10 protein-coding genes and 1 tRNA gene are annotated in these 11,929 nt (G+C 70.8%); 5 read left to right on the top strand and 6 right to left on the bottom strand.

Annotated elements, in window-relative coordinates; all coding sequences use genetic code 11:
* The first annotated feature begins 105 nt into the window (after positions 1-105).
* The 5 genes from ACT3TD_RS14115 (at position 106) to ACT3TD_RS14095 (ending at position 3,216) form a co-directional block, all read left to right on the top strand.
* Positions 106-182 (top strand) — tRNA-Pro (locus ACT3TD_RS14115).
* 67 nt (positions 183-249) lie between these two features.
* On the top strand, positions 250-432 hold the full coding sequence (locus ACT3TD_RS14110) for a PspC domain-containing protein (protein WP_301443601.1): 183 nt from the start codon (positions 250-252) through the stop codon (positions 430-432).
* Positions 433-515: 83 nt separating this feature from the next.
* Positions 516-1,238, top strand: coding sequence for a superoxide dismutase family protein (locus ACT3TD_RS14105; RefSeq protein WP_367620320.1), 723 nt, complete (start codon positions 516-518; stop codon positions 1,236-1,238).
* Between the two features lie 80 nt (positions 1,239-1,318).
* Positions 1,319-2,335: an ABC transporter substrate-binding protein gene (locus ACT3TD_RS14100; RefSeq protein WP_301443600.1), complete on the top strand. Its 1,017-nt coding sequence runs from the start codon at positions 1,319-1,321 to the stop codon at positions 2,333-2,335.
* Complete coding sequence (locus tag ACT3TD_RS14095) at positions 2,332-3,216, top strand: siderophore-interacting protein (protein WP_301443599.1); 885 nt, start codon at positions 2,332-2,334, stop codon at positions 3,214-3,216. The genes ACT3TD_RS14100 and ACT3TD_RS14095 overlap by 4 nt, the downstream gene beginning before the upstream one ends.
* Here ACT3TD_RS14095 and ACT3TD_RS14090 read toward each other — a convergent pair.
* The 6 genes from ACT3TD_RS14090 to ACT3TD_RS14065 all read right to left on the bottom strand — a co-directional run bounded on the left by ACT3TD_RS14090 (position 3,201) and on the right by ACT3TD_RS14065 (position 11,531).
* Positions 3,201-3,968, bottom strand: coding sequence for a helix-turn-helix transcriptional regulator (locus tag ACT3TD_RS14090; protein WP_301443598.1), 768 nt, complete (start codon positions 3,966-3,968; stop codon positions 3,201-3,203). The genes ACT3TD_RS14095 and ACT3TD_RS14090 overlap by 16 nt on opposite strands.
* Positions 3,968-5,761 carry an ABC transporter ATP-binding protein gene (locus ACT3TD_RS14085; RefSeq protein WP_301443597.1) on the bottom strand — a complete coding sequence of 598 codons (1,794 nt, stop codon included), beginning with the start codon at positions 5,759-5,761 and terminating at the stop codon, positions 3,968-3,970. Before ACT3TD_RS14085 ends, ACT3TD_RS14090 begins: the two co-directional genes overlap by 1 nt.
* A complete protein-coding gene (locus tag ACT3TD_RS14080; RefSeq protein ID WP_441579820.1) occupies positions 5,758-7,467 on the bottom strand; it encodes an ABC transporter transmembrane domain-containing protein in 1,710 nt (569 codons plus the stop codon). Before ACT3TD_RS14080 ends, ACT3TD_RS14085 begins: the two co-directional genes overlap by 4 nt.
* A 34-nt stretch (positions 7,468-7,501) precedes the next feature.
* The gene (locus ACT3TD_RS14075) at positions 7,502-8,116 is read right to left on the bottom strand and encodes a DUF4395 domain-containing protein (protein WP_301444126.1); all 615 of its coding nucleotides are present in this window, start codon (positions 8,114-8,116) and stop codon (positions 7,502-7,504) included.
* Between the two features lie 77 nt (positions 8,117-8,193).
* A complete protein-coding gene (der, locus tag ACT3TD_RS14070) occupies positions 8,194-10,572 on the bottom strand; it encodes a bifunctional cytidylate kinase/GTPase Der (protein WP_444615182.1) in 2,379 nt (792 codons plus the stop codon).
* A 44-nt stretch (positions 10,573-10,616) separates the two neighbouring features.
* Positions 10,617-11,531, bottom strand: a complete 915-nt coding sequence (locus ACT3TD_RS14065; protein ID WP_301444187.1) for a pseudouridine synthase — start codon at positions 11,529-11,531, stop codon at positions 10,617-10,619.
* Positions 11,532-11,929 lie beyond the last annotated feature (398 nt).

Raw genomic sequence — 11,929 nt, 5'->3', positions numbered from 1 at the left:
GAGCCCGGCCGGTCCCCTCGCGCTCCCGCCGACCCCCGCCGAGCAGGCGATTGGCGAAGTCGAATCCCGGTGTTGTATCCTATGCGAGGTCCAGAGATGGACCGGCGGACTGTGGCGCAGTTTGGTAGCGCACTACACTGGGGGTGTAGGGGTCGCAGGTTCAAATCCTGTCAGTCCGACCATTTTCCCACCCTTCACGGGGTGGGATTTTTTCATGTCCGGGGTGCCTACGGGGAGTAGCCTGGCGGCATGGCGAAACTCCAGCGTTCACGTAACCACCGGGTCGTAGCAGGGGTCTGCGGCGGGATCGCGGACTGGCTCGGCTGGTCGCCGAACACCGTGCGTCTCCTGTTCGTGCTGTCCTTCATCTTCCCCGGACCGCAGGCGATCTTCTACTTCGTCGCCTGGATCTTCATGCCTGCACAACGCTGAAGGACTTCTGACAGCTCAGGAGAGTGCCGGTAAAGTTGTGTGGCAGAACGTTCCTTCCGAATCCACCACACCGAGAGGACGCCATGTTCACCCGCACCACCTACTCCACGGCCCGGACCACCCCCGCCCTCCCGCCTGAGCGCCGGCACCGCAGACTGCGCCTCGCGGCGGTCGGCGTCACCGGGCTCCTGGCCCTGTCCGCCTGCAGCACGGACGAGACCACACAGGACACCACGGAGAACACCGCCGATGCTGCAGACTCGACCGGTTCGGAGAGCACCACCGACACCGGGTCGTCGGACGTACTCGCCACGGCGTCGGTCGCCAACGCCGACGGCGAGGAGGTCGGCACCGCCGAGATCTCCGGGGCCGACGGTGCCTCCGAGCTCTCCGTCGACGTCTCCGGGCTGGAGCCGGGCATGTACGGCATGCACCTGCACGCCGTCGGCGCCTGCGAGCCCGACAGCACCGCCCCCGACGCCGATGCAGACGATCCGGAGACCGGTGACTTCCTCTCCGCCGGCGGGCACCTGGGCGCCGACGGCCACGACCACCCCGACCACGGCGGCGACCTGCCCGCCCTGCTGGTCAACGAGGACGGTTCGGGGTCGATGACGGTGACCACCGACCGGATCGATGAGGCGGAGCTGCTCGACGACGACGGTTCGGCGATCATCATCCACGAAGACGCCGACAACTACGGCAATGTGCCGGAGCGCTACGCCCCGGACGGCCCCGACGAGGACACGTTGTCGACCGGGGACGCCGGCGGCCGCCAGGCCTGCGGCGTCTTCGAGGCTGTGTGACGCCTCGTGACGCCTCACCGCCCACTGTTGACAGCTCAGCGCGCTGACCGTGAAGGTGAGGCATTGCTAATCTTCCGGGCATGACCACCACGAGAACCACCGACCCCAGCCGCCGCGTCACGACCCGCCTGCTCGCCACCCTGTTCACCGCCGGACTCGCCGGGGCCGTCCTCAGCGCCTGCGGCAGCGACGGCGGCAGCGACAGTGACGCAGACGGCTCCGCGACGTCCGGCGAGACCCGCACCGTCGACACGCTGCGCGGCGAGGTGGAGGTTCCGTCCGACCCGCAGAACGTCGTCGCCGTCGACTGGCAGCTTCCCCCGGTGCTGGTCGACCTGGGGATCACCCCCACCGGCATCTACGAGGGCTACTACGAGCAGGACGCCGCGGCGGCGCGTGCGGTGCCCGAACGCTACGTCGACGCCCTCGCCGACTCGACCCGCATCGGCAACTGGGACGCGATCGACGTGGAGACCGTCAGCTCCCTGGAACCCGACCTCATCGTCACCACCGGTGTCGGGCTGGACGACGCGCAGATTGACCGCCTCGCCGACATCGCCCCCGTCGCCCACTTCAGCAGCGAGGACGACGTGGAGTCCCAGCGCCAGCTCGCCGACATCGTCAACCGCTCCGAGGAGTTCGACGAGTTGGAGCAGGCCTTCGACGACAAGGCCGCGGCCGTCGCCGAGGAGCACGCCGACGTGCTGGCAGACTCCGCGTGGGCGTCGGTCAGCGGCAGCCAGGACAACACCTGGTTCGCCGAGGGTGGGCAGACGGCCACGGGCAGCCTGCTGCGCGCGGTCGGTGCCAAGTTCAGCGACGTCGTCGACCCCGACGGCTGGTGGGGTGACCCGCTGTCGTTGGAGAACCTCGACCAGCTCGACGACGCCACCGTTATCCTCTACCCCGCCGAACCGTCCGGCGAGGCCGCCGAGAACTCCCGCCCTCTGCTGGAGAACTCCCGTTTCCGGGCGCTGCCGGCGGTGGAGGCGGACAACCTGTTCGGCTTCACCCAGGGCGGGGCGTCCAACATCGGCTGGGCGACCGACGCCCTCGACGAGATCGACGACATCCTCTCCCAGGTCAGCGCCACGTGAGCGGACGCCACCACCGCTCCCGGGTCCTGGACAAGCAGTGGGTGACCCCGCGCATGGTGCGGCTCACCCTGGACTGCGGTGCGGACTTCGTGCCCACCGGTACCGACAGCCACGTGGCCGTCTACTTCTACCCTCCCGAGGCCCGGGTACCGGCGGAGTTCACCGCCGAGAACCTCACCGACCTGCACCGGTTCGCCTCACCGCAGGTCCGCCGCTACACGGTGCGCAACGTGTGCAACATGACGGACACCGGTACCGGTGCCGCCACGATCGACCTCGACGTCGTCGTCCACGAGCCGGCCGGCCTGGCCTCCGGGTGGGCCCGCGACGCCGTGGTCGGTGACGAGGTGCTGTGGTGGGGCCCGACCGAGGCCTGGCACCTGCCCGAGCAGACACGTGAGCTGGTGCTCGTCGCCGACGAGACGGGCCTGCCGGCGGTGGCGGAGATCCTGGCCGTCTGCCCGGACGAGGTGCGCACCCATGTTCTCGCCCTGGTCGACGACGAGCGCGACGAACCCTACCTCGCCACCACCGGACAGGAGCAACAGGCACAGCTGACATGGATCCACCGGGGCCCGGCCGCCGGCGTCGTCCCGAAGGAGTTACCCCGCGCCCTCGACAACCTCCTCGCCGCCGTGACCGCGAACGCGACCGGACCGGTGTCCCTGTGGGCGGGCGTGGAGTTCGCCGAGGCCGGCACGCTCCGCCGCCACTTCTCCGACCTGGAGAGGAGCCACTCCCACGTGACGTCGTACTGGATCCACGGCCAGGCGCAGGACGCCCGCCCCGACGCCCGCAACCGCCGGCGCAACCTCGCCAACCGGGCCGAACACCCCGACGAGGCCGCAGCACACCTCACCCCGCCTCACCCCGCGAAGTAGCTCGCCGGGGTCGTTCCGAAGTGACGGCGGAAGGCACTGGTGAACCCGTTGGTGCTGGAATAGCCCATCCGCGCGGCCACCGACGCTACCGGCACCCGGTCGGCCAGCAACGGCAACGAGAGGTACAGACGGACCTGCGCGCGCCACGCAGAGAACGTCATCCCCGTGTCGGCGAGGAAGGCGCGCTGGATCGTGCGCTCGCTGGAGTGCAGCCGGTGGGCCCACTCGTCCAGGGCGTGCGGCGCGCCGGGATCCTCCAGCACCGCCGAGGCCACCGAGCGTGCCCTCGGGTCATCGGGCATCGGCAGGTCGACGCCCACCGCGTCGGCCGGGGCGAGCACGCTGAGCAGGGTGGCGCGGGCATGGCGGGCGGCAACGTCGTCCAGGTCGTCTCTGGCGAGGTGACGCACCAGCTCCCCGGCCAGCGGGCCCATACGCAGCACGGTCAACCCCTCCCAGGCGACCTCGCACTCCTCCTCCCACAGGTAGGCGCAGAAGAGCTCTGTGCCGGCGGTGGTGCGCACGTCGTGCACCTCCTCGGCGGGGATCCACAGCGCCTGCGACGGGGCCAGGATCCACCGGCGCTCCCCGCCGGTGCCGACGAACACGGCGATCTGCCCGCGGTCGGCCCACACGATCTGGGCCTTGAGGTGACTGTGCGGCCCGAACACCAGGTCACCGGCCGGGTCGTCCTCGCCGCCGAAATGCTCCACCCAGATGCACTCACCGTCGCGCAGCCCGTACTCCGACATCAGGACGCTCCCCGTCCGATCCACGCCGCCCACAGCTCGGCGTAGCGTCCACCGGCACCGACGAGCTCCTCGTGGGTGCCGGACTCCACCACCCGTCCGTGTTCCATCACCATCACCCGGTCGGCCAGGCGCGCCTGTGACAGGCGGTGGGCGATGACCAGTGCTCCCCTGCCGCGGATCACCGCGGCGGAGGCGTCCTCCAGCTCCCGGGAGTTCGCCGACCCGGCCTCGGCGGTGGCCTCGTCGAGAACCACGTAGGACGGATCGAGCACCTGCAGGCGCACCAGCGCCAGGTGCTGCTCCTGGTGGGTGCTCAGCCGGTGGCCCGCCTCGCCGACCTCGGTGGACAGCCCGTCCGGCAGGTCGTGGACCCAGCCCGCACCGGCGGCATGCAGGGCAGCCTCGACCCGCTGCCCGGCGTCCTCCCCTGCGACGCCCAGCGTGATGTTCTGCCACACGGTGCCGGCGAAGACGTGGCTGTGCTGGGAGGCCAGGCACACCCGCGGGCGCAGGTCGGCCGGCGCCAGGGCTCCGAGGTCGACCCCGTCCAGGGTGGCGCGCCCCTCCTGCACGGGCAGTACCCCGGCGAGCAGGCGGGCGACGGTCGTCTTGCCCGCCCCCGTCGAACCGACCAGGGCGACGGACTCACCCGGCGCGACCGTCACGTCGACGTCGGTGAGCACGCGGTGCGTCCCGTCGAAGCTGTGCCCGACGCCAGCCAGGCGCAGCCCCGTCGCGTCCTGCCCCGTACCGTCCTGCGCGGTGACGTCACACCCTGCCGCACGCACCTGCGCCTGGGTCACCCCGGCCAGCCGACGCAGCGCGACCCCGGCCTCCTGCACGGTGCCGAAGGTCTGGAACACGGTGGCCACCGGGTCGAAGAGTCGGTGGTAGAGCAGGGCGGCGGCGGTCACCGCGCCGACGGTCGTCCACCCGGCGTCGACCACGACGAACCCGACGACGAGCACGGCGGCGGTGGCCACGAACTCGGCGCGGTTGTTGCGTGCGAAGAAGCGGGTCAGCATGCGCCACACCGTGTTCTCCACCCGGCGCGACTCATCGGACGCCGCGTCGAGCCGGGCGGTCTCCCGCGCGCCCCAGCCCTGGGCGGTGAGTGTCTCGCGACCGTTGGCCGCGTCGAGGAATGCGGCGGTGCGACGCCCCAGGATCTCACGCTCCTCCAGGTAGAGCGGCCCACTGCGCGGCAGGTACCAGCGCAGCGCCATCACGTAGAGCGGGATGCCCGCCAGTCCGGCGAGACCGAGCGTCCAGTGCAGGGCGAACAGGCCGGGCACGGACACCACCAGCAGGGTCCCCGCCGACAGCACCGTGGGCAGCACGAAGGCGACGGCGTTGGAGATCAACCGGGAGTCGTCGCTGACCCGGGACACCAGCTCACCCACTCCGGCCTCCTCCAGCACGCCGGCCTCGAGGTCGAGCGCATGGTCGACGGCGTCCTCACGCAGGGCACCGACGGTGGGCTGGGCGACGCGGGCGAAGAGCACCATGCCCACCCACGCCAGCGCGGCGTTGAGCACGATCGCACCACCCATGAGCGACAGGGGCAGGACCACGTCGGCCATGGAGGCCCCCGCGGCGGACAGCCGGTCGACCATCCACCCGATCATCAGCGGCGGTACCACCGCGCAGGCGCTGGACGCGAGGGCGACCAGCAGCGCCAGCGCCACGAGCCACCGGTGCGGGCGCAACCGTGCCCACAGGAAACGCCAGGCGGCACGGGCGTCGGCGGTGGGAAGAGCAGTGGGGAGTGTGGGATTCGGCTCGGCGCTCACCGGGTCACCACCTCCCGGTAGTCGGCGTCGGCACACAGTTCCCGGTGTCCCGCCACACTCACCGAACCCTCGCGCACGAACACCACGGTGTCGGCGACGGCCAGCAGGCTCGGCGCGGTGGTGACGACCACCGCCGTGCCCTGGTCACCGCCGCCGCGCAACTCACGCAACCCGTCGGCGATGCGCGCCTCGGTCACCGAGTCCACCGCCGTGGTGGGGTCCACCAGCACCCGTGCAAGGGCGCCGCCGTGCAGGGCGCGTGCCAGGGCGATGCGTTGACGTTGCCCGCCGGACAGGTTCGCCCCCTCACCGTCCACCCTGTGGTCCAGGCCGTCGGCGAACAGGTCGACGAGCTCGTCGACGCCGCTGGCGCGCAGGACGTCCTGCGACACAGTGTCCCCATCGCTACCCGTGATGTTGCTGCGTACCGTGCCCCGGAACAGGTGGGCCTCGTGCGGGGAGACGCGCAGCACGCCCGGCAGCACCGCCGGGTCGACACCCGCGACGTCCTGCCCGTCGAGGAACAGCCGGCCGCCACCGGCGGAACCCAGGGCGTCCAGCACACCCCTGCGCGCCTGCGGCGAGGCGCACACCACGGCGGTCAACGCGCCGGGTGCGCAGTGCAGCGGCTCCCCGTCGCGCGGCAGGACGGTCAGGGTGCGGTCGGCGTCCCCGCCACCCGCCGTCTCGCCGCTACCTCCGTCCCGATGCGCGACAGGTGCGTCCACCCCGTCGGTGAAGTCGGCGATACGCGCCGCCGACGCCGACGAGCGGGTATAGGACTCCACGACGTGCACGATGATGCCCAACGGGGTGGCCAGGAACGAGGTCACACCCAGCACGCCGACCATCGTGCCCACGGTCATCGCCCCGTCGACCACCCGGACGGCGCTGAATACCGCGGCGACGAGGAGCACCACACCGGTCAGCAGCACCTGGGCGCCCTCGACGCGCCCGGACGCCGCGGCGGAGTCGACCCCGGCGGTGGCCGCGGCACGGCTGCGCCGGGCGTACCAGCCGGCCGCCGTGGACTCGCCGCCGATACCGCGCAGCACCTCCACCCCACGCAGGATGTCCGCGGCCGACGCCCCGGCCGCGGCGATGCCGCTCTGCTGGCTGTGGGTCGTGGCCGACAGCCGCGGCATCAACCACCGCAGGGCGAACAGGGACAGCGGGGACACCAGGACCACCGCCACCCCGACCCAGAGGTCCGCCCACAGCAGGTAGCCGGCGGAGACCAGCAGGCCGAGCACCGCCGACCCGCCCATGGCGATCTGCATGATCACGCTGCTGGCGTTGTCGCTGTCGGCCGCCGAGAGGGCGGCGACCTCGCCGGCAGGACGCTGGGGGTGCTGGGCATCACCGGTACGCGCGGGCGCGAGGGCGGCGGCGGTGACCCGGCAGCGCAGCAGGTGCTTCTGCCGGTTCATCGCGTAGGTGCCGACCCGTGAACCCCACATGAAGCCGAAGCTGAGCATGGCGAAGCAGGCTGCCAGCACCACCAGCCACAGCACCAGGGCCGAGAGGTCGGACGGCCCGACGGCCTCGTCGACGGTCGCGCCGATCACCGCCGGGACCAGCGCCTCGCCCACCGACCAGCCGGTCAGCAGGGCCGCGGCACCGAGGATCGGGCCGCGTTCCTGCCGGATGACCGTGGTCAGCAGGGACCGTCCGCCATGTCGCCTCTGTTGGGTGTCAGTATCCACCCCGACATTCTATGCCAGTCTGTGTCAGCCTTTGTCAGCGACGCATCGGGACCGCACAGTCGGCCCGGACGTCGTCACGCACCACTCCCCAACCCTGCAGACGGGCGAAGAGCAGGCAGCCCAGACAGATCCCGAGGAAACCCTCCAGGGACGCCGCGACGACGAGCAGCAGGAGCACCACGTCCGACGCCCCGGTCAGGCCCGCGACGCGCAGGCCGAGCGCGGCCGCGGAGAACACCAGGCCGATAGTCTGGGCGAACCGTTTCGGCGCCCCGCCGACCATCACCGGTTCCCCGAAGACCCGCGGGGCCAACCACCGCACGCTCAGCTGTCCGAAGGGGTCGAAACGGGGTCCGGCGAGGACCCGGAGGACGAATCCGGCCAGGAGCAGTGAACCGGCCACCAGCGCCGCGACGTCCAGCCCCGCCCGCGACAGGGCCACGGTGACCAGTGCCAGGACCACAACGAGCATCGCCGTGGTCCGCGCCGCGCGGTCGTTGACCACCGGTGGGAACCACCACAACGAGCGGATCCCGCCGGGCGGTTGCGCATTCGGCGCATTCGGCGCAGACGCCACAGCGTCCTGCCCGGCGATGAAGCCGGGGCGCTGGCGTCCCAGGCGGTTCAGTTCGGTGAGCTGCTCGTCCATGACTCCAAGAAGCTACCCCCGTCGGCTCCCGGGGGCCAGGGTTGCGCTCACCGGGAAACCGCGTACCCCCCCTACTTCTACTTCTTGCGGCCGCGCTTCTCGCGCACGCGCACGGCGATGCGCACCGGCGAGCCCTCGAAACCGAAGGACTCACGCAGGCGTCGCTCCAGGAACCGGCGGTAGCCGTGCTCCAGGAAACCGGTGGTGAACAGCACGATCACCGGCGGCTCGGAGGAGGCCTGGGTGGCGAACAGCACGCGCGGCAGGCGTCCGCCACGCATCGGCGGCGGGGTCTGCGCGATCACCGCACGCAGCCAGGTGTTCAGCTGGCCGGTGGGGATACGCAGGTCCCAGCTCTCCAGCGCCTCGATCATGGCCGGCTCGAGGCGCTGCAGCGCCCGGCCGGTACGCGCGGAGATGTTCACCCGACGCGCCCACGGCACGTGGGCGAGCTGCTGGTCGATCTCGCGCTCCAGCTCGTCGCGACGCTCCTCGTCGACGAGGTCCCACTTGTTGTAGGCCACGACGAGGGCACGCCCGGAGTCCAGGATCATGCGCAGCACGCGCTGGTCCTGCTCGGCGATCGGCTCGGAGGCGTCGACCAGGAAGATCGCGACCTCGGAGGAGTCGATCGCCGCGCGGGTGCGCAGTGAGGCGTAGAACTCGTGACCGCGGGCGGTCTTGGTCTTCTTGCGGATCCCGGCGGTGTCGACGAAGCGCCAGGCGCGTTCGTTGAGCTCCACGACCGAGTCCACCGGGTCCACCGTGGTGCCGGCGACGTTGTCGACGACCGAGCGCTCCTCGCCGGTGATCTTGTTCAGCAGCGAGGACTTGCCCACGTTGGGGCGTCCGACCAGGGCCACACGCCGCGGTCCGGAGATCACCGCGGTCTGACGCGGGGTCTCCGGGAAGCTGGCGAGCACCTGGTCGAGCACGTCGGCCGCGCCGCGGCCGTGCTGTGCGGAGACCGGGAAGGGGTTGTCCAGGCCCAGGGCCCAGAACTCGGCCATGTCACCGTACTGCGAGTCGGAGTCGAACTTGTTCGACACCAGCACCACCGGCACCTCGGAGCGCTGCAGGCGGCGGGCGATGACCTCGTCGGTGGCGGTGATGCCGACCTTGGTGTCCACCACGAAGACGATGACGTCGGCGGTGGCCATGGCGGTCTCCGCCTGACGGGCGATGGCCCCGTGGATGCCCTTGGCGTCCGGGTCCCATCCGCCGGTGTCCTGCACCCAGAAACGTCGGCCGTTCCAGTCGCCCAGGTAGGAGATGCGGTCGCGGGTCACGCCGGGGAAGTCCTCCACGACGGCCTCACGACGCCCGATGAACCGGTTGACCAGGGTGGACTTGCCCACGTTGGGACGGCCCACCACAGCGACGGTGCACAGCGCCTCCTGCTCGGCACGGTCGTCGCCCAGTACGCCGAAGGCCTCCTCGACGGCGGACCAGTCGGTGTCCTCGGCGTCGGCGCTGAGCAGGTCGAAGTCGGCGAACTCGGAGTCGTCGAACTCGGGCTCGGTGAAGTCGCTGTCGTCGAAGTCGCTGTCGTCGAAGTCCTCGAAGACGTCTTCGCCGGACACCGCGTCCTCGTCGATCACGGAGTCGTCGGTCGCGTCCTCGTCGTCCGCATCCTCAGCGGAGTCGTCGGCACCGCCGATGACCTCGCCTTCGGCGGTGCGGAAGACGAGCTCCTCTCCCCCGTCGGACGCCTCCTCCAGGGTGGCGGGACGCGTGGCGGACTCCGCCGCCAGGCGGGTCAGCTCGGCGAGCACCGCCTCGACGTCCATGTCACCGGTGTCGAGCACGGTGGCGTCGTCGGCGGGACGCAGCGGCGAGACCGCGCGCGAGGAGTCCGCGGCGTCGCGGCGTTCGACGTCGGCGAGCACCGCGTCGAAGTCGGCGTCCCGCCCTGCGGCGACGTCCTGCACGTACCGGCGACGGGCACGCACCTCGGCGCTGGCGGTCATGAAGACCTTGCAGGACGCGTCGGGGAACACCGCGGTACCGATGTCACGGCCCTCGACGACGCAGCGTCCGGCGCGCAGGGCCAGGGAACGCTGCAGTGCCACGAGGTTCTCCCGGACCTCCGGGATCGCCGAGACGGCGGACACGTGCGCGGTGACCTCGGTTCCACGGATCTCCCCGGAGACGTCCTCTCCGTCCAGGAGCACCTCGGTGGCGGCCGGGTCCTCGTTGACGAGCAGCGGCAGGTCTGCGGTGGCGGCGACGACCGCCTCGGTGTTCTCCGGGTCGATGCCGGCACGCAGGACGTGCAGCGTCGCCACCCGGTACATCGCGCCGGTGTCCAGGTACCGGGCGCCCGCGGCGCGCGCCAGCAGGCGGCTGACGGTCGACTTGCCCGTGCCGGACGGGCCGTCCACCGCGACGATGAATCCCCCGCCGGCGATGTTGTCGACAGTGCTCAGGTCGGTGACGTCGGTCGTGTCAGTCACGTCGTTCCTCTCGTTGTTCCGTCCGTCGTTCATCGCGTTGTCCATCACAGCTGCACCGCGTTGTAGAGGCTCGTCAGCTCGGCGCGGTTCAGTGCGCGCAGGGTGCCGGGCTTCTGCTCGCCGAGCTGCACGGTGTGGACCTTGGTGCGCACCAGGGCCTGGACCGGGAAGCCGGCCTCCTTGAGCATGCGACGCACGATGTGCTTGCGGCCCTCGTGGATCTCGAGCTTGATCAGGGACTTGCCCTGCCAGACGTCGATGATCTGCACGTAGTCGGCACGTGCGATGCCGTCCTCCAGGTCGATACCGTCCTTGAGCTGGTGGATCAGCCGACGGTCGGCCTCGCCCAGCACGGTGGCCAGGTAGGTCTTCGAGACCTCGTAGCGCGGGTGCATCAGCCGGTTGGCGAGCTCCCCGTCGTTGGTGACCAGCAGCAGCCCCTCCGTGGCGGCGTCGAGACGACCCACGTGGAAGAGGCGCTGGCCGGCGGCGACACGCTCGCCGACGAGGTCGCCGACGCAGGGGCGTCCCATGTCGTCGCTCATGGTGGACTGGAAACCGCGCGGCTTGTTCAGCGCGTAGGTCACCAGGTTCTCGTCGACGAGCACGCGGGTGCCGTCGACGCGGATGACGTCCTTGTCCGGGTTCACCCGGATGCCCTGCTGGGTCACGGTCGTGCCGTTGACGTCGACACGTCCGGCGTCGATGAGCTTCTCGCTCATCCGGCGGGAGGCCACACCTGCGGCGGCGAGAACCTTCTGCAGGCGGACGGACTTGTCCTCTGCGGCGTTCTTCGAGCCGCCCTTGGAGGAACCGCCGGCGTTCTTGCCGGACTCCGGGGGCTTGCGGTCGGGGACGTGCTGCTTACGGGCCGGGCGGGCGTTGGACACGTACAGGTCGGCCGGGGCCTTGCCTGGTTCCTGTTCCGGTGTGCCGTCTCGGCGAGCGGGGGTGTTCACGAAAAGTCCTCATCAATCAGTCGAGGGTGTTCAGTTATGTCAGTTGACCAGTGTAACCCCTCGTCGGGACATCGGTTAGTCGACGGTGGGGACGGCTCACCGGGTGAGGATCCCCGGCATCTACGACAATACAGAAGTCCCCGCCTATTCGAACATGTGATTGACCATGTCCGTGGCGTATAGTACACTTCCGTCAAGGAAGCCAACCACAGGGGGACGCTGGCACCATGACCGACAACACCACACCCGCGATGAGCATGGACGACATCCAACGCCACCTCAACCTCGGCGAAATCGTCCTGATCGCCCACCTCCGCGACATCGCCGACACCGAACGCCTCGCCACCGCCCGCGCCCTACGCGCCCGCACCCGCGCCGACGCCATCCGCTTCGCACAC

Origin of the sequence: Corynebacterium sp. AOP36-E1-14 (genome assembly GCF_052377495.1) — a bacterium.
GTDB lineage: Bacteria > Actinomycetota > Actinomycetes > Mycobacteriales > Mycobacteriaceae > Corynebacterium.
Note: the sequence above shows the minus strand (reverse complement) of the source record. Positions and strands in the feature narration are given on the sequence as shown.